Genomic DNA, 24,823 nt, shown 5'->3' on the forward strand with positions numbered 1-24,823 from the left:
CGGTAACAATCAAGAAATCTGGTGACAACAGCGGCCGAAAGTCCAAATATCCACCGCAGTTATGAACAACATCCCCATTGGAATTATTTTAAGTTCAATCTATATTAAGCGTATGAATCAGAAATCTAAATACAATAGCGGCCGGAAGTCCAAAACTCACCGCAGTTACGGCTTAACACTGATTTGTTTAGTTTTATTCTTAAGAGCCTTGAGGCAATACGAATCGAATATCCCAGGCGCTCAGCAGTCAGATCATCAATCATTACAAACGTGGACAGATTGAGGAACAGAAGGTGAAAAGTGAATGAGCAGTTTATCAGAGCAATTTTTGCCGGCTTTTCTGGAAGAGGTCGTTGGTGACCGATTTGGCCGGTATTCCAAATATATCATTCAGGACCGGGCGATTCCGGACGTCCGCGACGGGCTGAAGCCCGTGCAGCGCCGGATTCTGTATGCGATGTACGACTCTGGCAACACGCCGGATAAGCCATACCGCAAGTCGGCCAAAACAGTCGGTGACGTCATGGGTAACTACCATCCCCATGGAGACTCCTCGATCTACGACGGGATGGTCCGGATGGCTCAGCCCTGGAAGATGGGACATGTGCTTGTCGACGGACACGGCAACTGGGGTTCGATGGATGATGACCCTGCAGCAGCTATGCGTTATACAGAAGCGCGCCTGTCTCCAATCGCTTTGGAGATGATGCGTGATATTGAGAAACGCACCGTACTTTTCAAGGACAATTTCGATAATACGGCAAAGGAGCCGGTCGTGGTTCCATCCCGTTATCCGAATCTTCTTGTCAACGGGACAAGCGGGATCTCTGCCGGGTTTGCCACGGAAATTCCGCCGCATAACCTGCGGGAAGTCATCGATGCCTGTATCGCTGTCATGCAGAAGCCGGACATCGCGCTGGAGGACATCATGACCTTCATCAAAGGTCCCGACTTCCCTACAGGCGGAACGATTATGGGCGGCGACGGCATTATGGACGCGTACCGTACTGGTAAAGGCCGCATCTACCTGCGCTCGAAGACAGAGATTGAGAACCTGCGCGGCGGCAAGCAGCAGATCGTTATCACCGAAGTGCCTTTCCAGATTGTGAAGTCGCGGCTCGTGACCTCCATGGAGAATATCCGACTGGAGAAGAAGATCGAAGGCATTGCCGAAGTCCGCGACGAGAGCGGTCGTGAAGGGCTGCGGATTGTGGTTGAGCTGAAGAAGGAAGCCGATGCGAATGGTATTCTGGCCTACCTGCTCAAAAAAACCGATCTGCAGATCACCTACAACTTCAACATGGTGGCCATCGTTAACAAGGCTCCGCAGCAGCTCGGCCTGAAGTCGATCCTTGAAGCCTATATCGCCCATCAGCGTGAAGTGGTTACCCACCGCACCCAGTTTGATCTGGAGCGGGCAGAGGACCGGGCCCATGTCCTGGAAGGGCTGGTTAAAGCTCTGAACATTCTGGATGAAGTGATTGCCGCAATCAAGGCGTCGAAGAACCGCCAGGATGCCCAGAATAATCTCGTGTGGATGTTCGGCTTCAGCGAACGCCAGGCCGATTCCATCCTTACCCTGCAGCTGTACCGCTTAACCAATCTGGAGATTCATTCGCTCCAGAAGGAGCTTGATGAGATGCATGCCAAGATTGCTGTCCTGCAGGGCATTCTGGACAGTGACAAGAAGCTGGTTGCCGTCATCCGCAAAGAGCTGCTGGAGATCCGTGATAAATACGGGATTGACCGCCGTTCGCTGATTCAGGGTGAAGTGGAGGAACTGAAGGTCAGTATGGAGGTTCTCGTGAATGCGGAGGATGTGCTGGTCGCCATTTCAGAGGGTGGTTATATCAAGCGGACAGGCATGCCATCCTTCACCCGTTCAGGCGGAGAGCGCCACTCATCGGGTGTCAAGGACGGCGACCATATCGTCAGGCTGCTGGACCTGAATACCCGGGACAGCCTGCTTGTGTTCACCCGCAAGGGCCAATACTTCCTGCTTCCGGTTCATCAGATACCGGAATTCAAATGGAAGGAGCCTGGTACCGCGATCGTGAACGTGATCGGCCTCGCCAAGGGCGATGGCATTGTCAGTGTGCTGCCGGTCGGCAATCTGGAGGACCCGCTGGCAAGTCTGGTCTTCGTCACCCGTAAGGGACAGGTGAAGCGTACAGAGCTCAAGGAGTACTCTACAAGCCGTTCCGGAGCCGTTGCCGCCTGTAAGGTAGCTGACGGTGATGAGATCATTACAGTGGCGCTGAGCAGCGGAGACAAGGACATCGTGCTTGTGACCCGTGAAGGGATGAGTATCCGCTTCCGGGAGAGTGAAGTCAACCCTATGGGCCGTGTGGCCACAGGGGTAAGAGGGATTCAACTGCGTGAAGGCGACGAAGTCGTCTCCAGCTTCTGGGTCGGTGAGGACGAAGGGGAGATTCTTGCGGTTACCGAGATTGGCTACGCCAAACGCTCTCTGCTGCTGGATTACCCTTCACAGAGCCGCGGAGGCAAAGGGATGCCGACATTCGAGTTCAAAGAAGGCAAACGGGTTCGCCCGAACGGCAGCAGACTTGTGGGGGCCTTCTACTGCAAGGAGCCGCTGGAGCTGACCGCCATCACCCAGAGCGGTGCGGTTCATGCCTTCTCCTCTGAATCGGCACCGCTTGGTGAGCGCCGTTCCATCGGCAAGCAGCTGGTTGCTGTCGAGAAGAAGGATGAGATCATCAGCCTGTACCCGGCAGTTAAATAGCCGGGGCAGAAGCTTATAATATTAAATAATTTAAACGGCGTTCGGCTGCTCTGGTCTATAGAGCTCCGAACCATCAGCCTGTACCCGGCAGTTAAATAGCCGGGGCAGAAGCTTATAATATTAAATAATTTAAACGGCGTTCGGCTGCTCTGGTCTATAGAGCTCCGAACGCCGTTTATTTGTATTAGCGGGATTTACAAGTTTGGTCAGGCAGCGGAAAATTACACTGTTTGCTCCGAGTCACGTCAAAAAGAGTATAGAATGCCTAATGTTGCAGTTATTACAACTGTGATACATGGATACCAGGGAAATGATAGGTATTGTTGTATGAAATACAAGAATAACCCCCGCTAAGGTCCTTTATAGATGGGGAATGCTGCCTTTCATACAACAATTCTAGATTAAGGCCGATATCATAAGGGGAATGTTGTATTTCGTGCAGGAATTGGTGCAGAATTTTCGTCAAACCAGCAGTCACTCCATCTCCACCACAAACAGCGGGTTCAGTGACACTCCATCACCACAACAAACACCGGGTTCATTGAGAAATCTGTAAGTACGTACCTTAAATTCACTAGCGGCCGTGATTTTATTTTTTTCTTTTGCAGGAAATGGAATTTTTTTCGCGAAAATGTTTAGGTATACCGGATAGAGATCCGCAGGGAAAGGAAGGAATAAGTGTGCACTCCACTGAATTCAGTAAAATCTGGCATAAGATATTAAAGGACTATAAGCTACATATGGATAGCAAGCTTGCCCCTACACTGACCGATGCCCAGCTTACCGTACTGGAATTGCTGCAGGAACGTGACGCGATGAAACCTTCTGATTTGGCTCCGCATCTGGCCACCAGCCCGGCGGCTGTAACTATGCTGCTTGACCGGATGGAGAAGCATAATCTGATTATCCGTGAACGCGATGCCTCCGACAGGCGGATCGTCTGGGTAAGCATCACCGAGACAGGCAAGAACGAGACCTCGCGCGGACTGAAGATCCGCAGTGATTTTTTTGCCGAAGCGCTCGATCCCATTTCATCACATAACCAGCAGCTGCTGCTCTATCTGATGGGGAAGATGGCGGTAGCTCCCGCACCGGCTCCGGAAGGTTCGACTCCTTAATAGATGTCCAGTGTTGACCTCATATATATGCATACACGCAAAAGCAGGCTATCCGTTACCGGATAGCCTGCTTTTGGTTCTGCGGGGTCCACAGATTCCAGGGATGGGTCTGTGGAGGCAGGGAGATTAATTCAACTTCCTCTGGCCTGCTTTTGGTTCTGCGGGGTCCACAGATTCCAGGGATGGGTCTGTGGAGGCAGGGAGATTAATTCAACTTCCTCTTTGGTCACCGGATGCGGGAACCCGACCAGTGCTGACCACAGCGCAATCTGCTGTCCGGGTCTGTTCACTGCGGCCCCGTACTTCTGATCTCCGTACAGCGGGCAGCCAATGCCGCTCAGCTGTACGCGGATCTGGTGGGAGCGTCCGGTAAGCAGATCGATCTTGAGCAAGGTGTAGCCCTCAGCGCTGCCGAGCACCGTATAATCGAGAATCGCTTCTTTGCCGCCCGGTGTTCCTTTGCGGACAATACTGACCGTGTTGCTCCGCTCATCCTTCAGCAGCGTATTAATCAGCCGGCCCTGGGATGCAGGGGGCTTGCCATGAACGACGGTCAGGTACACTTTGTGGAAGGCGTGGGTGCGGACGCTCTCAGACAGCCGTGAGGCTGCCTTGGAGGTTTTGGCGAAGATCATCGCACCGCCTACAGGCCGGTCCAGCCGGTGTACGAGGCCCATGAAGACATTCCCCGGCTTGGCGAAACGTTCCTTCACATCTTCCTTAAGCAGGGTCAGCAGATCCGCATCGCCTGTAGCATCCTCCTGCACCGGAATGTTAACGGGCTTCACAATGCCGAGCAGATGGTTGTCCTCATATAAAATCTCGAACCGGGACTGTCCGCTGCCGGACTTCCCGGTTGTTCCGTTGTTCTGCGCGGTCATGGCTTACGCCTCCCAGCGGCCCAGAATTCCGCAAGGCAGATTCATGCCGGAGGATGTAATCGGCAGTCCGATCTCACCGGAGGTAAGCTTGCCGCCGTAGCGCTTGCCCATGGTCATTGACAGCATATTGCGCAGTACGGTAGGCGAAATGCCTGTAGTGTAGGAGTTAATCAGCATGAACAAAGGCCGGTCGCTCATAATCTCCATGCAGCTCTCCAGGAACGGATAGAGACTGGCTTCGAGCTTCCACATTTCACCGCCCGGGCCTCTTCCATAGGAAGGCGGGTCCATGATAATTGCATCATATTTGCTGCCGCGGCGTTGTTCACGCTGCACGAACTTGAACACATCATCTGTAATGTAGCGGACCGGCTTGTCGGCAAGCCCGGACAAGGCAACATTCTCCTTCGCCCACTGAACCATGCCCTTAGCGGCATCGACATGAACTACGGAGGCTCCGGCACTAGCCGCTGCAACGGTTGCTCCGCCGGTATATGCGAACAGGTTAAGCACGGAAATCGGGCGGTTAGCCGCAGCGATCTTGTCCATCATCCAGCGCCAGTTGGCTGCCTGCTCAGGGAAGAGACCCGTGTGCTTAAAGTTCGTTGGACGGAGATGGAACTTCAGCTTGCCGTAGCTGATTTTCCAGTCATCCGGAATGCTTTTCTTCATTTCCCATTGTCCGCCCCCGGCGGAACTGCGGTGATAGTGTCCGTGCACATCACGCCATTTGGCACTCTCGCTGGCCAGCGGCCAGATGATCTGCGGGTCCGGGCGGCGCAGCATAATATCGCCCCAGCGTTCAAGCTTCTCTCCGCCTCCGGTATCAATCACTTCATAGTCCTTCCAGTCACTTGCTATATACATTATTAATCCATCCTTCAAAAAGTCATTTAGCCTTTATTGTACAACATATAAGCACGCTGCTACAAACATAATGGTTGCAAAGCTGCGACTATTCTCATTTTAGCCAAGAGTTCGCCGGTGTATAATATTACCAAAAAAGTATAGGAGAGCAGGCTGAACCATGAAAATTACGAAGCTAAAGTACAGGGTGATCGGGCTGGTAGTACTGCTGGCACTTCTTGCACTGATTGTGTATGATCAGATTACGTTGCACAGCGGGCTTGAAGAATACCGGATAGATGTCGTTACAGAGGATTTCTCCGTACAAAATATAAATCTGGCCGCAGCGCCTCATGCTGTTTATTTGGCCGGAGGCTGGTTTCTGGAGCTGACCGGCGGTGATACTACGGTTGATAATGTGATACTTAATGGAGCCATTGACGGGGTTGAAGTTATCGATTTAGCTTCAACAAGCAAGCCATTCATTGTAAGTGATGTAATGCCCATAGAAGGCGGAGGCGTTATTGAAGATCTGAGACTTACCGGACGGTCGGTGCTGCATATGAACATATCTTATACGGCCGGCGGAATTAGTAAACAGTTCTCTGAAGATATCAGGCTTCATGACAAAATCAAACCAAATAGTGAAGTTACTACAGGCGGTTATAAAATATATGAGCTTAGGCGCAGATGAACGGCTAATTCCGTCCTCTGCTGCCTAAGCATTACGAAGGTGAGGCCGGATGCTATGTTCAACCTCTCGGAGCTGTATTACCCGATCACCGCGAACCCGGCCGGGGGCGGCGAGTATCTGCCCGGCAGGCTGCTGCAGCCGTACATCCGCTGTTTCTGGGGGACTGTACCGCTGCCGGGTGAGCAGCAGGAAGCGCAATCCGTTGAAATTGCAGAAGGGCATAACGGAGCAGTTATAAGTGAAAGTGAAAGTAAAAGTATCTTGCGTAAGCGGACTGAAACGATCATTCCGGACAGTTGTATGGATATCATATGGGAGTGGGATGAACGTACAGGGGAGGCTGACGGAATATTTTGCGGCATTAATGACACCCCGTTTGAGGCGGGACAAGCCCGGCAGCCTGCGGGGAGACAGCGTTTCGCTATCCGTTTTCATTTCTGGGCAGTTCATCTGTTTGCAGATGAGCAGCTGCAGGATGTACTGAATGTCCACGTTCCGGTGGAGCAATACTTCCGTTCCTTCCGCAGGGAGCTGGGAGACAAGCTGCGGGGGACACATACGATGTCGGAACGCATTGCCATGGCAGAATTATTCCTCCTGCGCAGGCTGGAGAATGCCGGCCGCAGCAGTGACGGGATGATGAACGCTGTCCACAGGATGCTTAAGTCCCGCGGGGTGGTGAGTGCAGGGGAGCTGGAGCTTAGCTCAGGCTTCAGCAGCCGCCAGCTTGAACGCCTGTTCCGCCAGCATATCGGACTTCCGCCCAAAAAAGTGGCAGATCTTGTCCGCTTCCAGAATGTCTGGCTGGATCTGTACCGGACACCGCTGCACAGAGGCGGGTTGCAGGATATTGTATTTGCTTACGGCTACAGCCACCAATCGCATTTCATCAACAATTTCCGGAAATTTGCCGGCAGAACACCGCTGGATGCGCTGAGCTATGCGCGGAGCTGAATGTCGTTTTTTTGCAATACAAGCCTGGCAGGGCAGAAGTACAATGAGGTCAGACAGGCTAACCACAGCCGGATCATACTACAGCTATTGAGCGGAAGGAGATTTAAGTTATGATTACAAGTTTTGACGGCATCAATCTGTACAGCAAGGACCCGGCGGCGCTCGCGGCATTCTATTCCGGGGTACTGGGAGTCCCTATTCCGTTTGAAGGCTATGGCCAGTATGACGGGGCGAAGATTGGTTTCGACCGCAGCCAGCCGGGGATCATTATATGGGATGAGAGCAAGTGGGAAAAGCTTACGACGGGAGCCGTGAATCTGGTGTTCTCCTGCAGCAGCCTGGACGAAACTTATGAGCAGCTGAAGGGGAAAGGACTGGATTGTCAGCCTCCGGTAACAATGGAATACGGCGGGAAAGAAATGAATTTCCGTGATCCGGACGGCAACGGCATTACCCTGCTGGAAGGCGGATATTAATCCATTTGCGGTGGAGGTTAGGGCATGAAGCTGGGAGCAATCGCACTGTGTGTGGATGATATGGAGAAGATGGTCCGGTTCTACAGAGATTTGATGAGGATGGAGCTGGACTATGACGGCGGCGGGTTTACGGGAGTCAGAACAGCTGAGGGCATCTATTTCAATTTGTGTGAACGTGAGCTGTTCGAGAGCCAGCTATCTCGGAAGTTTGACTATCCCGGAGGGCTGAACGGTACGATGGAGATCACCTTTAATGTGCCTCACTTTGCAGATGTCGATCTGGAATATGACAGGCTGATGGAGGCCGGCGTCCAATCGGTGTACCCGCCTACAACTGAACCGTATGGACTGCGAATCTGTTATATCGCTGATCCGGAGGGGAATCTTATCGAAATTTGTTCGGACGGCAAGGGAGAATAGGTTTGGCATTCTTCTATGCATTTCATCTGAAAATATGGATAAAGATTAGCGGCAATGCCGGACAGCAGTTCAAGTCCGGCATTGCCGCTGCTTCTGTTATCGGGGACAAGTATGCCTAATTTCCCGGAGCGGCCAGCTTTTAAAATATTGACAATGATAATCATTATCAAATAGACGGCTGCTTCTGTTATCGGGGACAAGTATGCCTAATTTCCCGGAGCGGCCAGCTTTTAAAATATTGACAATGATAATCATTATCAAATAGAATGAGATTAGTAAAACATGGTGGCCTTTTGAGATGGACTATACAGAATACATTTCATATTTACCTTGGGAGGACAGAGTGATGGCTAAGGTGCTAGTGGCATATGCAAGCCTGACAGGCAATACGGAGGAAATCGCTGAACTGATTGTGGAAGGGATACGCCAGGCAGGCGGAGAGGCCGTGCTGAAATCGGTCACTGACTGCAATGCGGATGAGATAAAGGCTTACGAGGCTGTGCTGCTGGGTGCGTATACATGGGGGGACGGCGAGCTGCCGGATGAATTCCTTGACTTCTATGAAGAGATGGATGAGCTCGACCTCAGCTCCTGCAAGGCTGCCGCCTTCGGAAGCGGAGATACCGGTTATGAAATCTACTGCGGAGCGGTTGATCAGATTGAAGAGAAGCTGAAGGAACGCGGTGCTGAGATCGTACAGGCCAGTCTGAAGATTGAGTACGGGCCGAACGCAGCAGAGAAAGACGCCTGCCGCAGCTTCGGACGCCAGTTCATCGAGACCTGCGCGGCGGTTTCTTAAGGATGGGCGCCGGGGCAGGATGCTTCGCAGGAAAGATGCAGGATGCAGGGACTGTCCGCTACAGCCGGCTGAATGATTTCCGGATGGAGCATATCATGCTGGGCGGAGCGGAGATGAACGGCAGCGGAGCTCCGGCCACGGGAGTTCCCCGCTGGAGACAGCAGGTCCAGTACGCGGTCGGACATACGCTAAATGACTTCTACAGTCTGCAGCCTGAGGTGCGCCGGGAGACGCCTGTGCAATTTCTGCTGGAGCGCCGCTGGCCGCCGAAGGGTCATGCTTTTCCTTCCCTGATGCATTATTGGGATATCAAGCAAGCGGTTGCCGATGAGCTGATGCGGATTGTTGCCGGCAATCACACCGGAGAGATTCCGGTGATGCTGTATGAACAGTGGCATGTTCCTGTGCCGGAGCTTGAAATTGAACTGGCGATGATTTTTCAGCTCGCCTGGAGCTCGGGGCAGGAGGGGCGTTGTCTGAATATCCAGAAATTCATGGTGAGCGGGAATGAAGATGTCATCACCGGATTTCTGCATATGGCCAGCGTCTTCTGTCATCAGGCATACGGGAAACCGGCAGAGACGATCGGAATCTATTCGCTTCTGGATGGACGCCGGCATATCTTTGACGGAGCGGGTATCCCGCTGCAGGAGTCGCTCGACTATGTGCGTCTGCTGTCTGTGTTCCTGGAACGGGAAGAGCATGCGGAAGGCTGCATGAAATACGGCAGCCGCCGGAACGACCGGGATGAGCCTATCTTTCGCGGATACGGGCTGATGTAGACCGGGAACTTCAGCGTAATCCTTGCAGGGGGCGTTCAAAGAAGATATGGTTAAGACACAGGAGGTGTCCTTGGCCCATGTCTGAAGGAATTAGAACCTACAACACCGGAGTGGAAGCGACACTCGAAGTGATTGGGGGCAAGTGGAAGCCGGTCATTTTGTTCTTGCTCACCTTTGGGAAGAAGCGCAACGGGGAGTTCATCAGCCAAATGCCGTTCATTACACAGAAGGTGCTGACGCAGCAATTGCGGGAGCTGGAAGCGGACGGGGTGATCAAAAGAACCTCGTATAATGTGGTGCCTCCCAGAGTGGAGTATGAGCTGACCGACTACGGCTGGAGCCTCAAGGAGATTCTGCATCTGATGTGCAGATGGGGCGATGCCCATGTCTATAGGGTGTACGGGGATACGGCAGTTGTGCTCTCCCAACCGCAGAAGGAAGAATAGAACAGCCGGTCTCTGAATTTCAGAGACCGGCTGTTCTGCGCGGATCAGGGAATGATCCGGCGGCTGCGGAGATCCGCGAAGATGTCCATAAACATTGCTTCCGTATCCATAAACTCAAGGAACCCTGCGCGGCGTGATTTGGTGCTGTCGGCAAAGAAATCATAGTCCCAGGAGAATACGAAATCACCGAATGCCCACGAGGAGACACTAGCATAGCTGTTCGGCTCCAGCCCGTATTTCTCGACCATCCGGTTCCAGAGCGGCTCTTTGTCCTGCATAACCATTGACAGGGACATCTGGAGCGGGGGCGCCGTGTCCAGATCGAAGCTGGAGGCAATCTTGGGCCATAGCTCGTTCCAGCGGAACAGATCGCCGTTGGTGATATTGAAGGCCTGATTGGCACAGCGCGGTTCCGTTGCTGCCCACACCGTTGCTCTGGCTAGCAGACCGGCATCTGTCATCTCAAGCAGACTGTGATAGGCGCCCGGCTTGCCGGGGAAGCGCAGCGGAATCCCCAGCTCCTTCGACATGGAGGCATAAATGGCGATTACCATCGCCAGGTTCATGGGATTGCCGAGAGCATATCCGCAGACGACGGAAGGCCGCAGCGCCGACCAGGTCCAGCTTTTGCCAGACTGCTTCTCTTCCAGATAATCCTGCTGCGCAATATTGAATTCCGGCGGCATATGATTGGCATCAGTTTCGCGTGCCGGTGTTTTGAACGGGCCAAGATGGGCGCCATATACCTTATATCCCTGCATGAGGCTGATGTGCCGGAGCCGGTGCGCCGCAGGTTCAACCGCTTCAACCGCGTGAACAAGCATAGCCAGATTAGGAGCGACCAGCTCTGCCCAGGTAGGCCGGTCCTGATAGGCGGCATAGAAAATATGCGTCACCTCCGCCAAGCCGCCAAGCTTCTGCCGGCTCTCCGACGGGTCGAGTAAATCCGCAGCTATATAACGCACACGGCTGGTGTCCAGCCCTCCGCGGCGCGACACGCCGATGATATCCCAATCGGGAAGCGCAGCCAGATGATCAATCAGGTTGCGCCCTATGACGCCGTTCGCGCCGATTACAAGTGCTGTTTTACGTAAGTCTGAATCCATAGGGTTCATGTGCAGCTCTCCTTCGCCAAAGTATGCCATCATTATGTATTGCCTCAGGAGTGCTGAACAGTACGCACTTTGAGGTCATATAGTAACCTTGAGGTAACATAAGGACAACAAAAAGCATCCTTTCCTGAGGGCTGGCCCGGCCCGGAGGAAAGAATGCTTGACAGTCAGATTACTGTAATTCGGAACAGTTATTCAGCCGGCTAACAATGATGCTTCAAGGTTCAGAGCGCAGAACGGTAGTAATCCTGCTGGTTCAGAATGACGAACCCGCAGCTCTCGTAGAGCTTCAGCGCATTGGGATTATCCAGGGCAACCTCAAGGTTCACACCGTTGTAATTCCGCTGTTCCCGTTCAATAGTCTGCATCAGGGCACTCCGGCCGATGCCGAGGCCGCGCAGATTCTTGTCTACGGTAAGACCAAAAATCCAGGTCTCGTTGTCTTCGGACCACAGCCGCATTTTGCCGGCAGGCTGTCCGTTCATCTCAATAATGATATGCTCCTGGGAGCCTTCGAGCTCAAGCTGCGTGTACGTTTCGGCGGCGTCTTCCTCTGTCATGTTGAATCCGTCGCAGTCGAAGGCGATTAGCACCGGAGTCTCATCGGCACGTGCAGGCCGGAGCATAACGTTACCGGCGGCTGAACTTGCTTCAGAGGCCCCCCGATTCTTGGCTGCGCCATCCCATTTCATCTGAAATTCCGCGTGGCTGAATTCCAGCGGCAGTGTCTTCAGATAAGCAGTACCTGAGGCTGAGGCCGCGGGCGTATTCAACAGCAGCGTCTTAATCTTACTGCGTGAGATGAGGGTCTGTGCCCGTTGCCAGAGTGAGCTGAAGATGCCCCGGCGGCGGTATCCCGGCCGTACCATGCCGCAGACTTCCATGTCTCCGCCGATATTGTATAACCCGATGAAGCCGACCAGCAGCTCCTCTTCATAGGTCACCAGCCATTCCACTCCGCCTGTTCCCGCCGGCAGCCGCAGCATGTCCCAATTCAGTTTGAGTGTGATGCCTTCATATTGCTCGCAGCGCTGCTGCAGTTCTTCTATTTCTTTCAGTGTATCAGCCGTAGTCAATCTATCTTCCCCCTATGTCAGCAGATCCCGGTACTCCGTGTGCTTCTCGAATTGATGGGCCGCATACGGGCACTCAGGCACAATTTTAACTTTCTCTTCCCGGGCCAGGTCAACGACCGCCCGCACAAGCTTCTCCCCGGCACCCTGACCGCGCAGCTCTTCGGAGACATAGGTATGATCAATCACGAGGTTACCTGTAGCCTCTTCCGTTCTGTATGTAATCTCGGCAAGGTCCTTACCGTCACCAGCTATATAGAAACGTCCTTCTCCCTTAGCAATCTGTTCCATGTTTCTTCACTCCATTCCGGTGTATTGCCTATATTTTACTACCCTGCCCGGCAAAAAGCGAGAAAAGGCATGGCAGGAATGCCAGCAATATAACATGCGTATTCCATACAAGGTCAGTAAAAGCGGAATGACTTGCACATTGGCTTCCCGATGCCCTAAGATTAAGGCACTAACGCTGTAACGAATAGAAGTTGCATCAGGAGGAATAGCCATGGATTACGAGGTTGAGGTTCATTTTCAGCCGGTATATGAATTAATCAGCAGCATACATACGTTTATATGCAAGAAGGGAAGTAAAAAGATAGATCTGGGTACACCCTGGGCGGCAGAAGTATCACGCGGCTTAAGCCCCGGGCTGCTGGAAGCACTGGAGGAGACAGATCTCGACAATGACTGGAAGCTGCTTAATCTGCTGATCTATCTGTGTCCGGACAAAGACAGCGTGGAGCGTGTGCTGGAGTGGCTGGAAGGCCTGTCCGTAGGAGAGATGTACGAGGCTCTCGCAGGTTATGTCAGTATATTCCCGGTACAAATGGAGCAGTACCGCAGCCGCATGGTCTTCCTGCTGTCGGAGTGGAACCGGCAATACTTCAGCAGCTGCAGTCCGGACATCATTAAGAAGCTGCAGCGGCATGCGGAGGAACGGAGACAGGCACTGGACGGCAGCCCGGTAGCCGATTTTGTGAATAAGACTACAAACGGATTCTATTTCATGCCGGGTGACGGTCTGCGCAGGCTTGTGCTGATCCCGCAGTTTCACTTCCAGCCGATCAATATTATCTATAATTTTGGTCCGCTGACGATATGCCACTATGCCGGGAAAATTCAAATTGCCGAAGAGGAAATCTCGCCGTCCATGCACCGGACGCTCCGCAGTCTGGGCGAGAAGAGCCGTCTGAAGATCCTGAAGTCACTGGGCGGAGAACGCAAATCGTTCACGGAAATTGCCAGACAGGCCGGCCTGTCCAAGGGCATTGTCCATGATCATATCTCAAGTCTCCGGAGCGCCGGCCTGCTCAATGCTTATATCGAAGGGGAGAACGTCACCTCTTACAGTCTGCGGCTTGAGGGGATTCAGCAGATGAATGAACAGCTGTTTGCTTATTTGAAATAAAGTCTGTACCTCACCAGAGCCAAAGTCTTCTCTGTTATGGAGAAGATTTTGGCTTTTTTGCTGCGATCATCCATTTTTATTCTGTTGGGGAAGAATTAATTTCAAGTTCTCTCTTTACAGAACAACTTTTACTTTCTATAATGTGAACTATCGGTCTTTAATCATACTTAGTAGGTAGGAATTGTTAGCATTTATAAAATGGAGAGAAAAGAGATGATGTCATGAGAAAAAGTACGCTTTTATTATCCTCATTGTTAATCGCAGGATCCCTGCTGCTGTCCGCGTGCTCGGAGAACGGCAACACGGATGCAGCATCCACGGACACCCCTGCAAACACGGCAGCAACAGCTGATCCGGGTGCAGCGGCTGGCGGTACGGAAGCACCGGCATCCCCGGCGGTTGTACCTGCCGGTGCGCTCAGCGAGCCTTTTACAGCAACCGATCTTACGAAGCTGCCCGCAGTCGCCCAGAAGCGCACCGATACGATCATCGTTGGTCTTACCGATCCGAGCGGGGCGTTCACCCCTTATTTCCAGGAGAGCGGCTATGACGGCAATGTATCCTCACTGCTCTATGCGTCTCTCGTGACGGTAGATGACAAGGGTGTGCCAACTCCGGAGCTTGCCGAGAGCTGGGAGGTATCGGCGGATCAGCTTACATATACGTTCCACTTGCGCAAAGACCTGAAGTTCAGTGACGGCTCACCGCTCACTGCGGATGATGTGGCGTTCACCTGGACGATCCAGTACGACAAAGCTTATGACGGAGGCTCATCACTTCCATCGCTGAAGGTGAAGGGCGGCGAAGCTTACAAAGCCGGAACTGCCCAGACTATAGAAGGCATTAAAGTCATTGATCCTCAGACAATCTCGGTTACGCTGGAACAGCCCAATGCTACGGCACTGGTGACTCTCGGCTCCAATGTGCTGTCGAAGGCTTACTATGGCAAGGACTATAAGTTCGGCCAGCTGGAGTACATCAAGAAGCTGCATGAGAAGCCGCTGGGCGACGGCCCTTATAAGCTGGAGAAATTCATTCCCGGACAAGAGGTCCGTCTTGTAGCCAATGAGAACTACTTCAAAGGCAAACCGAAGACAGAGCACTTTATCTACAAAACAACGACCGGCGATGCCTGGCAGTTCCTTGAGACGGGTGAGGTGGACTACGCGTCCTTCCCGGCTACGGAAGAGAATATTTCGAAGCTGAAGGAACTGGGTTATGTGAACATTCTTCCTTATACCCCGAGCACTTACGGCTACATGCAGGTTAACCTGAAGCATGAGCAGCTGAAGGATAAGCGGGTCAGACAGGCGATTGCCTATGGACTGGACCGGCAGAGCATCTATGTAGATGCTGCTGAAGGCGCGGGTGCTGTGGCCAACATTCCGGCTTCGCCGATCTCCTGGTCTTATACAGAGGAAGGGATCAATCCTTATAAATATGATCCGGACCAAGCGAACAAGCTGCTGGATGAGGCAGGCTGGACCGTAGGGGCAGGCGGTATCCGTGAGAAGGACGGGAAGCCGCTGAGCATTCATTATCTGGCGAGCAAGAGCAAGAACTCGGATATTTTCATCGCGGTGGCCAAAGAGAACTTCGCTGCGCTCGGCATCGACTTCCAGCCTGAAATATTCGCCGACTTCAACTCACTGGTCTCCAAGACGGAGAGTGGGGATTATGATCTCGTGTCTTACTCCACCAGCATGCTGACTGATCCGGCGGACGGCTTCATGCAGTTCTTCGACGGCGAAATCACCGATTATGAGAATCCGAAATTCGTGGAGCTGTACAACAAAGCGCTGGCGACCACCGATATTGAACAGCGCAAAGCAGTCTATAAAGAGCTGTATCAGCTGTTCAACGATGAACTGCCGATTATTTTCACCAACTACAAGAAAACAGTATATGCCTATAACGGCCGCATCCAGAATCTTTCGGTCAGTCCGTTCATCGGTCTTGCCGGCAGCCTGCCAAACTGGACTCTGAAATAAAGAATTGTTCTTCCCCTGCCTGCGTCATGGGAAGAGGCAGGGGATGAATCCTAAGGAGCCGATCATGAGCACTTATCTGACCAAAAGAATGCTGTATATGCTGATCATCCTGTTTGCCGCATCGCTGCTGATCTTCTGCCTGTATGCACTTACTCCGGGTGATTTCATAACCGGAAATATTAAGCTGACTGCAGAGCGCAAAGCGGAGCTGCGGGAGATTTACGGCCTGAACAAGCCGGTGCTGGAACGTTACGGGACTTGGATGAACAATGCTTTTCACGGGGATTTCGGATATTCACTTGCTCAGCAGAAGCCGGTGCTTCAGCTGTTTGGTGATTATATCTGGAATTCTTTTTTGCTGGCCGCTGTCTCTACGTTCCTCACCTGGCTGATTGCTGTGATCATCGGCGTCGTTTCTGCCTATAAGCAATACTCCTGGTTCGACACGCTGGTAATGATTGCGATCTTCGCGGCGATGTCGCTCCCGTCATTCTTCATCGGCCTGTTCCTGATCAAGATTCTGGCCGTTGACCTGAAATGGCTGCCGCCGGGGGGGATGATGACTACGGGCAGCAATGCAACCGGGTTCGCCTACTTCAAAGAAGTGGTGCATCATATGACCCTGCCGGTCATCGTCATGACGCTGCTGGGTCTGGGCTCATTAACCCGTTATTTCCGCAGCAATATGATCGATGTGCTCAAGCAGGACTATATCCGTACGGCCAGAGCCAAAGGGCTGAAGGAGCGGAAGGTGCTGTTCACCCATGCACTGCGCAATGCGCTGTTGCCTGCCATTACCCTGGTCGGCTTCGAGCTGCCCGCGCTGTTCGGGGGTTCTATTATTATTGAGCAAATCTTTAACTGGCCGGGTATCGGCCAATTGTATATGAAGTCCTTCGGGCTGAGGGATTACCCGCTGCTGATGGGCTTCACGATGTTTCTGGCTATTCTGACCGTAATCGGAACACTGCTCTCGGATATTCTGTACCGGGTGGCTGATCCGCGTGTCCGGTTATAGGAGGGGGAGGATCTTATGGCAGCTGACAGCAGAGTAAGTGAAATAACGGCCCCAAGGGTCAACCTGCGGAAATCTTCCCTGTTCCGGCAATCCCTGCGGAGGCTTCTGCACAACAAGCTGGCGGTGGCAGGCTTCGCGGTTGTCTTATTTATGTTTGTGTTATGTTTCATCGGACCGTTCTTCTCGCCGTATACGGATAACAAAATCAATATGGCGATGATGAACAAGGCCCCGAATCTGCAGCATTGGCTGGGGACAGATGCGCTGGGACGTGATATCTTAACCCGGGTCATGCAGGCCGGGCGTATCTCTCTCACGGTGGGTCTGGCTTCAATGGTGCTGTCTGTATTTCTTGGAGCGCTGCTCGGTGCGGTTGCCGGATATTACGGCGGTCTGCTGGACCAGATCATTATGCGGATCGCCGATCTGCTGATGACTATTCCCGGCCTTCCGCTGCTGTTCATCTTCGGTGCGCTGCTCTCGGAATGGAAGATTAAGGCGGATTACCGGATGTACATCGTCATGCTCATGCTAAGCATGGTGAACTGGCCGGGGCTGGCACGGATGGTACGGGGACAGATGCTCAGCCTGCGGGAACGCGAATTCATGCAGGCCGCCGTGGTGCTGGGTCTGCGCGACCGCAGGAAGCTGTTTGGCCATCTGCTGCCGAATATTGTTCCGCTGCTGATCGTCATGGCAACGCTGAATATCGGCGGTGCGATTCTCAGTGAATCGGTGCTCAGCTTCTTCGGTCTGGGGGTTATGCCGCCTACGCCGACCTGGGGCAACATGATTGACGCGGCGAATAATATCCTCGATTTCCAGGACCGGCCATGGCTGTGGATTCCGCCGGGATTGTCGATTTTTGCCACGGTTATCGCAATTAATATCTTTGGTGACGGCCTCAGAGACGTGCTTGATCCTAAACAGAAGAGGTAGGTGGCCATAACGATGGAGCCTTTAATGAATATAGACCGTCTAAGCACTGTGTTCTTCACAGAGGAAGGAAAGGTGAGCGCGGTAGATGAGGTAAGCTTCAGTATCCGGGAAGGCGAGACGGTATGCATTGTCGGTGAATCCGGCTGCGGCAAAAGCGTCACTGCCATGTCGGTTATGGGACTGGTAGAGGAGCCCGGCGGTAAGGTTGCCGGCGGCAGCATACATTTCCGTGGAGAAGATTTACTCCGGCTGGACAAAAATACGCTGCGCAGCATCCGCGGCAATGAGATCGCTATGATTTTTCAGGAGCCGATGTCATCGCTCAATCCCGTCATGAGGATTGGCGAGCAGATTATGGAGCCGCTCCTGGTTCATCTCAGAATGAACAAGAAGCAAGCCCGGGCCCGGGCCATTGAACTGATCACCCAGGTGGGGATATCCCGTCCGGAACAGATTATGGGCAGCTATCCCCACGAGCTGAGCGGAGGCATGCTGCAGCGGATTATGATTGCAATCGCAATCTCCTGCGGGCCCAAGCTGCTGATTGCGGACGAGCCGACGACCGCGCTGGATGTGACGATTCAGGCGCAAATCCTTGATCTGCTGCGCGGGTTCAAGGAGAACTCGGGCATGTCAATCCTGCTGATTACCCATGATCTTGGCGTAGTGGCCGAGATGGCCGATTATGTCATCGTTATGTACTCCGGCCAGATCGTTGAAGAGGGTGGTGTGGTAGAGCTGTTCCAGAATCCCAAGCATCCGTATACGCGGGGGCTGCTGAAGTCCAAGCCCGTCATGGGCCAGCGTCTGGAGGAGCTCTATTCCATTCCCGGCCAGGTGCCCAGTCCTCTTGCGCTTGAGCCTTCATGCTACTTCCATGACCGGTGCGGACATTGCATGGCCGTCTGCCGCACCCGCCAGCCGCAGCTGCAGGAAACCGGCAGCGGGCAGAAGGTAGCCTGCTGGCTGTATGAGGAGGCGGAAGTGTATGTCTGAAGCGCTGCTGGAAGTTAAGTCTCTGAAGAAGTACTTCCCGGTTAAACAAGGGCTGCTGGGCCGCACAGTGGGGCATGTGAAGGCGGTGGACGACATCAGCATTACGCTTCAACCGGGCGAGACCTTCGGCCTTGTCGGCGAATCCGGCAGCGGCAAAAGCACGGTGGGACGGACAGTGCTGCGGCTGACGGATAAAACGGACGGTAAGGTAAAGTTCAAGGGAGTGGACATCCACAGCCTGACGGCAGCTGACATGCGCCTGATCCGGCCGCAAATGCAGCTGATCTTCCAGGACCCTTACAGTGCGCTTAATCCGAGAGTGAAGGTTGGCGATGCGATAGGCGAAGCGCTGCTGGACCATGGATTATGCACGAGGGGGGAGGTGCGGGATCTGGTGCTGGAGGCCATGGAGGCCTGCGGCTTATCTTCTTATCATATCGACCGCTTCCCGCATGAGTTCTCCGGCGGACAGCGCCAGCGGATCGGCATTGCCCGGGCGCTGATCCTGAACCCGGATCTGATTATTGCGGATGAGCCGGTGTCGGCGCTCGATGTGTCTATTCAGGCGCAGATTATCAATCTGTTCAGCAAGCTGCAGCAGAGCAAAGGCCTTGCCTATCTGTTCATTTCCCATGATCTTAGCGTAGTGGAGCATTTATGCTCCAGGATCGGCGTGATGTATCTGGGATCGATGGTGGAGACCGCCTCCAGGGACGAGCTGTTCCAGCATCCGCTGCATCCCTATACGAAGGCGCTGCTGTCTGCCGTACCTGTGCCGGTCCCCCGGCTGAAGCGGGAGCGGATCGTGCTGAAAGGCGATATTCCAAGCCCGGCGAATCCGCCTTCAGGCTGCAAATTTCATACGCGCTGCCCTTTCGCCGTAGAGGTCTGTAAGTCGGAGATTCCACTGTTCCGGGACGCTGGCGGTGGACATTTTGTAGCCTGTCATTTAGTATAAATTATATTAAATATGGATTTAAATTGAATATCCACCTATTTTGACTTGCCTACTTCCCAGTGCTATACTGATTCCACAGCAGGCAAATATGGTTAATAAGAGACTGATTAGACTTAAGACATCTAATTGGTCTTGTTTTTTATTACCAAAGCAATAAGCCAGTATTGTACGAAGAACCATCACTTGCAGCTATGCTGACACCACTTGGCGGATGCTTGCAGGCCAGCTTTGTTCAGATTCAGAAGCTGCCCCTGAAAGTATGCACCGCTAAAAAACCTTTAGGAGGAATATCATGAATACCACAGTACGCTTGACAGAAAGATCCGGCTCTACCTCTTCCCAGCGCAGCAAAGGCCTTGTACCGGTCGTCGTCTACGGTGCAGGTTCAGATACCCAGTCCTTTACAGCAGAAGCCAAAACATTGAATGAGATTCTCGGCAAAAACCCGCGGGCGATCCTGAAAGTGGAATTCCCCGGTTCAGGCTCCAAAAATGCGGTTATTCAGGAAGTACAGCGCCAGCCGCTGTCACGTTCCTTGCTCCATGTAGATTTGCAGCAAATTGATATGAAGGCAGAACTGGACACCAAGGTTGCGTTCCACTTCACCGGCGATCCTGTCGGTGTCAAGAGCGGCGGCGTCCAGCAGGTAGAGCTCTACGAGCTGGATATCCGTACCTTGCCGGACAAGCTGACCGCTTCCTTCGAGGTGGATATCAGCGGACTCGACATCGGTGATCAATTGCTGGTCTCCGATCTGCCGAAGCATGAAGGCTGGGAGATCCTTACCCCTGAAGATACGCTGATCGTGCGGATCTCACCTCCACTTGTCCTTGAAGAGCCTGCTGATACAGATGCTGCTGAACCAGCAGCGGCAGAAGCAGCTGACGAAGGTAAGACAGAAGAGTAACTTATTATGTATTTATAGTCCAGTTCATTGGACAAGCCGCACCACAGCCCGTTAAGACCGGCTGATATGCGGATCATAAGCTTGATCAACCGGAGCAGACATATCCTCATCAGGGAGTTGTCTGCTCCTTTTTGCTAAATAGCGGAATCCTGCAATCATCTATTATACATTGTGAAAGTAAGGGAGAGTGCATTCATGAATCTGAATATCGTTAAGCTGGTCACCGGCTCCAATGCCAAGCTGGATGAAGCCTCGCCGCAGGCGACGGTGAAGATCTCCTGCAGCAGCTCACCGGCGGAGCTGGATATCAGCTGTTTCATGGTCGGGGAGGACGGCAAGGTCACCTCCGATGATTATTTCATCTTCTACAACCAGCCCGCCGATCCCAAGCGGATCGTAGAGTTCAATGCCATCGACAAGTACAGCGGCGAGTTTGCCATTAACCTGCATGCGCTGCGGCAATCTGCGGTTGCCAAATGTGTTTTCGCAGCCACGCTGGACGGCCCGGGGACTTTTGCCGATGTCAGGGGCTGCAGAATCAGTGCGGCTGCGGCCAACACGGAGCTGGTGTATGAAATAAATCAGAGTAATGCCGAGACCTCGCTGGTGCTGGCAGAGTTATACCGTCACGGCGAAGGCTTCAAGCTTAGAGCTGTCGGCCGGGGGTTTCACGGCGGCCTGAAGCCGCTGGCTGAAGCGCACGGAGTCGAGGTGGAGGACGAAGAGCCGGAGAACGGAAACAGCAGCCAGGCAGCGGCAGAAGTGATGCAGGGTCACCCGGAAGCTGCTGCTACATATAGCGGAACCCAGGGAAGCATGGCGCAGGAGACGGCTTCCCGGCCCCCGCTGAACTTAACGAAGATTGACCTGCTGAAGCAGAAGGTCGGGATCTCGCTGCGCAAGAAGAATCTGGAGCAGGAGAAGGCAAGGGTGGCTGTTGTGTTCGATGCATCGGGTTCCATGTCCGGGCTGTATGCGAAGGGCGTTGTTCAGCGGGCATTTGAGCGGATTCTGGCTGTGGCAGCCAGCATGGATGACGACGGCAGGCTGGATGTATGGTTCTTCGCGACCAAGAGCAAGCGGATGCCGAGTGTAGATGAGCACGGGTACGAGGATTATGTCAAAAAAACATACCCGGGGCCGAAAATGTTCGGCGGGCTGGGCATCGGCAATAATGAGCCGGTGGTTATGGCTGATATTATCAAGAAGTACACGAAGGAAGAGCCGGGCGCTCTGCCCGTTTACATTGTGTTCTTCAGTGACGGCGGGATTTATGAGACACCGAAGATCTCGAAGCTGCTGATCCAAAGCTCGAAGCATAACATCTTCTGGCAATTTGTCGGGCTGGGCAACGCGGACTATGGTGTGCTGCGTGAGCTCGATGATCTGCAGGGCCGTTATGTCGATAATGCCGATTTCTTTGCGCTGGACGATCTGGATGAGGTCAGTGATGAGGATTTGTACGACCGCCTGTTCAATGAGTATCCCAAGTGGCTGCGTGAAGCCCGGGAGAAGGGTGTCCTGCGCTCATAGAATTCAGCTGAAATGAGAGTAAGGCTCCGGAGCGTTAATCAGCATTCCGGAGCTTTTTTAGCATGTCTTGCTGTCAAAAAATGCATATTAACGAATTCCGCAGAAACCTATTCAGGACTTTCGCTTTGTCGAAAAAAGGGGCGAACGGGTGTTTCGCCTCATTTAGTAAAAATGTCCCAGTTTTAGATTGACGAAAGCGCTATCAGAGCTGAAAATGAGGATAAATACCATGGTATGGCATAGCTTCACCCGCTTTTCCGCCCTTTGAAAACGCTTTAGTGATAGATCGACCAAGGAGGAATATGGATGAAAAGAAAGCTGATTCTCTTCCTGATGACCGCAGTGCTGATTCTGGGCGCTTCGCTGCCCGCTGCCGGTATTGCCCGCGCGGATGCGGTAAGTGATGCTTCAAACCGGGCGCTGACCTGGCTGCAGGTGCAGCAGGATGCAACGGCCGGATATGCTTTTGACGGATTAGTTGACAGCTTCGAGGATTTCTGGGGTCCGAACAATCCCAAGCAAATCGTCTATACGTATGATCAGGCCGTCGCAGCCATCGCATTCATCGTCAAAGGGGAACGGACCCGGGCCGAGAAGGTGCTGAACAAAATGCGTGACATTCAGGACCCGTCCGGCTATTGGCTGAACTCCTACTGGTATAACAATGGCTATGGCGAAGAAATCCGCAAGCATGTCGGACCTGTATCCTGGATGGCCATGGCGGCTATGGCTTATGAGAAGCAGTATAATGATACCCGCTATCGTCCGATGGCGCTCAAGGCGCTTGACTGGTGCCTGACATACTCCAAAGCAAACGGCGGGATCGCCGGTGGCTGGAGCGCATGGAGCAATTCGGATGAGCCCTGGAGCTCGACGGAGCATAATATCGATCTGTACCGCGTGCTGCAGTACTATGCATCTGTAGATTCCGGCAAGACGGCATCCTATACAGCAGCGGCAACGGGTGTGAAGAGCTTCCTGGACAATGTGGTCTGGGATGATGCGGCTAAGCGCTTCAAGGGCGGCTGGAAGAATGATACGAATCTGATCGATCCCAAAATCCCGCTGGATGTGAATCCCTGGGGAGTGCTCGCCCTCGGGCTGAACGGAACGCGCAACTACGGGGCAAGCCTGACCTATGTGGAGAACGCGGCCGGTACACCGGGAACACTGGCTAATCCGCGCTATAAGCAGACCCTGACCTATAACGATGCCGGAAATACACTTTCCGGGTATGATTTCGACTGGACAGATGAAGTGCTCCCGGCTTATGACGACAACGGCAATCAGATTGGCAATACAGGGGCGGATGTGTGGCTGGAGGGAACGGCTTTTATGTCGCTTGCCTACTACATGCAGGGAAATACAACGAAGGCGAATGCCATCAACACGGAGATTATCAAAAAACAGGGAACCAGCGGCCCGTCGCTCGGAGGAATCCCTTATTCCCTCAAGGGTACAAGCAACAGCTACTGGGTGATGGCCCAGCAGAACTGTGTATCGAGCACCGGGTGGCTGATCCTCTCGCTGCACCGTTTCAACCCGTTCACCGGCCAGTATCTGACCGGGGGCAGCAATCCTGGAGATACTACGGCACCTACGGTACCAGGGAATCTGGCCTCAACAGGTAAAACAGACACGACGGTCAGCCTAAGCTGGTCGCCATCCACCGATAACACGGGAGTAACCGGCTATTACGTGTACCGTGGCGGCACCCAGGCGGCTTCTGTTACCGGAACTGCAGCAACCGTCAGCGGACTGACGGCTTCAACGGCATACACCTTCACGGTAAAAGCGGCCGATGCCGCAGGCAACCTCTCCGCTGCAAGTAATGCCGTGACCGTAACAACGAACAACTCCGGCGGCAGCGGCAATCATGTGACAGCGGATTACACGGCAGGCGTAACCAAGGTGTCGTCTGCTGAGGCCAGCATCTTCATCACACCGGTAACGTCCGCTCTGTATGTGGATGTCCACTATAAGGTGAACGGAGGTGCACAGCTGAATTACCGCATGACGCTTGCCTCGGGAACCTGGCGCCAGACCGTAAGCGGCCTCAGCACAGGCAGCAGTATTGAATATTGGTTCACCTACGAGAAATCCGGCCCGCAGTACGATTCGCCGCATTACACTTATGTGCAGTAAGCAGCGTTAGCGGCGGCGCGAAATAGAACTATTGTCATGAAGTAAGCAAGAGTAGCCAGGCAGCCAATGGGTTGCCTGGTTTTTTTGATGATTAAGAAGCTATATAAGACGCACTAAAAAAATAAAAAAAAGCGAAAGAAGCGGAGGGGGAATTTGGAACTGTAGGAGCGATAGCGCCCGTCTTTGTCACCGGATTTCCACCGCGAAAACAGCGGTAATCATCAAGAAATCTGGGGGCGGGCAGCGGCCGGAAGTCCAAATGTTCACCGCAGTGACGACTAAGCTTCAAGCTCAAATCTTAAGTGCGTCTTATCTATGTAGGCTAAACTTAAGGGTTTTAACATGAAACCAATCCTTAATGCCTGTAAATAGTTGCGCTTCCGGGCGGCTGCTGTTGTCGCAGGAATTTCCGGTTTATCCGCTTTCCGGGGCAGGGAGCTGGCAGCTTCCCCTAGCCGGATGTTCCTAGCTGGCTTTTCCTAAAATCCTGCACATAATACAACATTTCACTCCTCATACCGGCCCAAATCCAACATTGTTGTATAAAAGAGTCAATTTCATAATTCAGTTGGCTGAATAGCAAG

At 53.1% G+C, this 24,823-nt stretch carries 23 protein-coding genes; 18 read left to right on the plus strand and 5 right to left on the minus strand.

Translation table 11 applies throughout. From position 1 onward, the window contains the following. The first annotated feature begins 304 nt into the window (after positions 1–304). Both gyrA and QW71_RS31975 read left to right on the plus strand, forming a co-directional pair. Entirely contained in the window at positions 305–2,746 is a 2,442-nt protein-coding gene (gyrA, locus tag QW71_RS31970) for a DNA gyrase subunit A (RefSeq protein WP_039309189.1), read from the plus strand. A gap of 680 nt (positions 2,747–3,426) precedes the next feature. Then, positions 3,427–3,864 carry a MarR family winged helix-turn-helix transcriptional regulator gene (locus QW71_RS31975; RefSeq protein WP_039309191.1) on the plus strand — a complete coding sequence of 146 codons (438 nt, stop codon included), beginning with the start codon at positions 3,427–3,429 and terminating at the stop codon, positions 3,862–3,864. Positions 3,865–3,995: 131 nt separating this feature from the next. Here the strand turns inward: QW71_RS31975 and QW71_RS31980 are convergent, their stop codons facing one another. Further along, positions 3,996–4,745 (minus strand): RluA family pseudouridine synthase, encoded by a 750-nt coding sequence (locus tag QW71_RS31980; protein ID WP_039309194.1) that lies wholly within the window; start codon positions 4,743–4,745, stop codon positions 3,996–3,998. Positions 4,746–4,748: 3 nt separating this feature from the next. Next, complete coding sequence (locus QW71_RS31985) at positions 4,749–5,612, minus strand: class I SAM-dependent methyltransferase (protein ID WP_039309196.1); 864 nt, start codon at positions 5,610–5,612, stop codon at positions 4,749–4,751. A 160-nt stretch (positions 5,613–5,772) separates the two neighbouring features. Between QW71_RS31985 and QW71_RS31990 the strand changes: the two genes are divergently transcribed. From QW71_RS31990 to QW71_RS32020, 7 genes are all read left to right on the plus strand, one after another. After that, positions 5,773–6,285 (plus strand): hypothetical protein, encoded by a 513-nt coding sequence (locus tag QW71_RS31990; protein ID WP_039309198.1) that lies wholly within the window; start codon positions 5,773–5,775, stop codon positions 6,283–6,285. Positions 6,286–6,339: 54 nt separating this feature from the next. Beyond that, on the plus strand, positions 6,340–7,239 hold the full coding sequence (locus QW71_RS31995) for a helix-turn-helix domain-containing protein (protein WP_039309200.1): 900 nt from the start codon (positions 6,340–6,342) through the stop codon (positions 7,237–7,239). Between the two features lie 110 nt (positions 7,240–7,349). Further along, a complete protein-coding gene (locus QW71_RS32000) occupies positions 7,350–7,715 on the plus strand; it encodes a VOC family protein (protein WP_039309203.1) in 366 nt (121 codons plus the stop codon). Positions 7,716–7,739: 24 nt separating this feature from the next. Beyond that, complete coding sequence (locus QW71_RS32005) at positions 7,740–8,135, plus strand: VOC family protein (protein WP_039309204.1); 396 nt, start codon at positions 7,740–7,742, stop codon at positions 8,133–8,135. A gap of 346 nt (positions 8,136–8,481) precedes the next feature. Continuing rightward, positions 8,482–8,934, plus strand: a complete 453-nt coding sequence (locus QW71_RS32010) for a flavodoxin (protein WP_039309205.1) — start codon at positions 8,482–8,484, stop codon at positions 8,932–8,934. 35 nt (positions 8,935–8,969) lie between these two features. Continuing rightward, on the plus strand, positions 8,970–9,716 hold the full coding sequence (locus QW71_RS32015) for a hypothetical protein (protein WP_047014096.1): 747 nt from the start codon (positions 8,970–8,972) through the stop codon (positions 9,714–9,716). Positions 9,717–9,793: 77 nt separating this feature from the next. After that, on the plus strand, positions 9,794–10,162 hold the full coding sequence (locus tag QW71_RS32020) for a helix-turn-helix domain-containing protein (protein ID WP_039309207.1): 369 nt from the start codon (positions 9,794–9,796) through the stop codon (positions 10,160–10,162). Positions 10,163–10,206: 44 nt separating this feature from the next. On the opposite strand, the gene QW71_RS32025 is transcribed toward QW71_RS32020, so the two are convergent. From QW71_RS32025 to QW71_RS32035, 3 genes are all read right to left on the minus strand, one after another. Next, the gene (locus tag QW71_RS32025; RefSeq protein WP_039309210.1) at positions 10,207–11,277 is read right to left on the minus strand and encodes an SDR family oxidoreductase; all 1,071 of its coding nucleotides are present in this window, start codon (positions 11,275–11,277) and stop codon (positions 10,207–10,209) included. 221 nt (positions 11,278–11,498) lie between these two features. Further along, the gene (locus QW71_RS32030) at positions 11,499–12,350 is read right to left on the minus strand and encodes a GNAT family N-acetyltransferase (RefSeq protein ID WP_039309212.1); all 852 of its coding nucleotides are present in this window, start codon (positions 12,348–12,350) and stop codon (positions 11,499–11,501) included. A gap of 12 nt (positions 12,351–12,362) precedes the next feature. Further along, positions 12,363–12,638 (minus strand): GNAT family N-acetyltransferase, encoded by a 276-nt coding sequence (locus QW71_RS32035; protein ID WP_039309214.1) that lies wholly within the window; start codon positions 12,636–12,638, stop codon positions 12,363–12,365. A gap of 211 nt (positions 12,639–12,849) precedes the next feature. Between QW71_RS32035 and QW71_RS32040 the strand changes: the two genes are divergently transcribed. The 9 genes from QW71_RS32040 (at position 12,850) to QW71_RS42075 (ending at position 24,239) form a co-directional block, all read left to right on the plus strand. Next, positions 12,850–13,752, plus strand: coding sequence for a helix-turn-helix transcriptional regulator (locus tag QW71_RS32040; RefSeq protein WP_039309215.1), 903 nt, complete (start codon positions 12,850–12,852; stop codon positions 13,750–13,752). A gap of 221 nt (positions 13,753–13,973) precedes the next feature. Beyond that, on the plus strand, positions 13,974–15,743 hold the full coding sequence (locus tag QW71_RS32045) for an ABC transporter substrate-binding protein (RefSeq protein ID WP_039309216.1): 1,770 nt from the start codon (positions 13,974–13,976) through the stop codon (positions 15,741–15,743). A gap of 64 nt (positions 15,744–15,807) precedes the next feature. Beyond that, a complete protein-coding gene (locus tag QW71_RS32050; RefSeq protein WP_039309226.1) occupies positions 15,808–16,761 on the plus strand; it encodes an ABC transporter permease in 954 nt (317 codons plus the stop codon). Positions 16,762–16,776: 15 nt separating this feature from the next. Next, positions 16,777–17,700 carry an oligopeptide ABC transporter permease gene (gene opp4C / locus QW71_RS32055; protein WP_047014094.1) on the plus strand — a complete coding sequence of 308 codons (924 nt, stop codon included), beginning with the start codon at positions 16,777–16,779 and terminating at the stop codon, positions 17,698–17,700. 12 nt (positions 17,701–17,712) lie between these two features. Then, positions 17,713–18,696 (plus strand): ABC transporter ATP-binding protein, encoded by a 984-nt coding sequence (locus QW71_RS32060; RefSeq protein WP_039309218.1) that lies wholly within the window; start codon positions 17,713–17,715, stop codon positions 18,694–18,696. Next, a complete protein-coding gene (locus QW71_RS32065) occupies positions 18,689–19,654 on the plus strand; it encodes an ABC transporter ATP-binding protein (RefSeq protein ID WP_039309220.1) in 966 nt (321 codons plus the stop codon). Before QW71_RS32060 ends, QW71_RS32065 begins: the two co-directional genes overlap by 8 nt. A 292-nt stretch (positions 19,655–19,946) precedes the next feature. Further along, on the plus strand, positions 19,947–20,561 hold the full coding sequence (locus QW71_RS32070) for a 50S ribosomal protein L25 (protein WP_039309222.1): 615 nt from the start codon (positions 19,947–19,949) through the stop codon (positions 20,559–20,561). 195 nt (positions 20,562–20,756) lie between these two features. After that, positions 20,757–22,094 (plus strand): VWA domain-containing protein, encoded by a 1,338-nt coding sequence (locus QW71_RS32075; protein ID WP_039309223.1) that lies wholly within the window; start codon positions 20,757–20,759, stop codon positions 22,092–22,094. Positions 22,095–22,400: 306 nt separating this feature from the next. Further along, positions 22,401–24,239 (plus strand): fibronectin type III domain-containing protein, encoded by a 1,839-nt coding sequence (locus tag QW71_RS42075; protein WP_047014095.1) that lies wholly within the window; start codon positions 22,401–22,403, stop codon positions 24,237–24,239. The last annotated feature ends 584 nt before the right edge of the window (positions 24,240–24,823 follow it).

It is taken from the genome of Paenibacillus sp. IHB B 3415, from assembly GCF_000802655.2.
Classification (GTDB): domain Bacteria; phylum Bacillota; class Bacilli; order Paenibacillales; family Paenibacillaceae; genus Paenibacillus_AQ; species Paenibacillus_AQ phytohabitans.

Coding starts and splice junctions, on each gene's coding strand:
- gyrA (WP_039309189.1), top strand. CDS start 305: ATGAGCAGTTTATCAGAGCAATTTTTGCCGGCTTTTCTGGAAGAGGTC.
- QW71_RS31980 (WP_039309194.1), bottom strand. CDS start 4,745: ATGACCGCGCAGAACAACGGAACAACCGGGAAGTCCGGCAGCGGACAG.
- QW71_RS31985 (WP_039309196.1), bottom strand. CDS start 5,612: ATGTATATAGCAAGTGACTGGAAGGACTATGAAGTGATTGATACCGGA.
- QW71_RS31990 (WP_039309198.1), top strand. CDS start 5,773: ATGAAAATTACGAAGCTAAAGTACAGGGTGATCGGGCTGGTAGTACTG.
- QW71_RS31995 (WP_039309200.1), top strand. CDS start 6,340: ATGTTCAACCTCTCGGAGCTGTATTACCCGATCACCGCGAACCCGGCC.
- QW71_RS32000 (WP_039309203.1), top strand. CDS start 7,350: ATGATTACAAGTTTTGACGGCATCAATCTGTACAGCAAGGACCCGGCG.
- QW71_RS32005 (WP_039309204.1), top strand. CDS start 7,740: ATGAAGCTGGGAGCAATCGCACTGTGTGTGGATGATATGGAGAAGATG.
- QW71_RS32010 (WP_039309205.1), top strand. CDS start 8,482: ATGGCTAAGGTGCTAGTGGCATATGCAAGCCTGACAGGCAATACGGAG.
- QW71_RS32015 (WP_047014096.1), top strand. CDS start 8,970: ATGCAGGATGCAGGGACTGTCCGCTACAGCCGGCTGAATGATTTCCGG.
- QW71_RS32020 (WP_039309207.1), top strand. CDS start 9,794: ATGTCTGAAGGAATTAGAACCTACAACACCGGAGTGGAAGCGACACTC.
- QW71_RS32025 (WP_039309210.1), bottom strand. CDS start 11,277: ATGAACCCTATGGATTCAGACTTACGTAAAACAGCACTTGTAATCGGC.
- QW71_RS32035 (WP_039309214.1), bottom strand. CDS start 12,638: ATGGAACAGATTGCTAAGGGAGAAGGACGTTTCTATATAGCTGGTGAC.
- QW71_RS32040 (WP_039309215.1), top strand. CDS start 12,850: ATGGATTACGAGGTTGAGGTTCATTTTCAGCCGGTATATGAATTAATC.
- QW71_RS32045 (WP_039309216.1), top strand. CDS start 13,974: ATGAGAAAAAGTACGCTTTTATTATCCTCATTGTTAATCGCAGGATCC.
- QW71_RS32050 (WP_039309226.1), top strand. CDS start 15,808: ATGAGCACTTATCTGACCAAAAGAATGCTGTATATGCTGATCATCCTG.
- opp4C (WP_047014094.1), top strand. CDS start 16,777: ATGGCAGCTGACAGCAGAGTAAGTGAAATAACGGCCCCAAGGGTCAAC.
- QW71_RS32060 (WP_039309218.1), top strand. CDS start 17,713: ATGGAGCCTTTAATGAATATAGACCGTCTAAGCACTGTGTTCTTCACA.
- QW71_RS32065 (WP_039309220.1), top strand. CDS start 18,689: ATGTCTGAAGCGCTGCTGGAAGTTAAGTCTCTGAAGAAGTACTTCCCG.
- QW71_RS32070 (WP_039309222.1), top strand. CDS start 19,947: ATGAATACCACAGTACGCTTGACAGAAAGATCCGGCTCTACCTCTTCC.
- QW71_RS32075 (WP_039309223.1), top strand. CDS start 20,757: ATGAATCTGAATATCGTTAAGCTGGTCACCGGCTCCAATGCCAAGCTG.
- QW71_RS42075 (WP_047014095.1), top strand. CDS start 22,401: ATGAAAAGAAAGCTGATTCTCTTCCTGATGACCGCAGTGCTGATTCTG.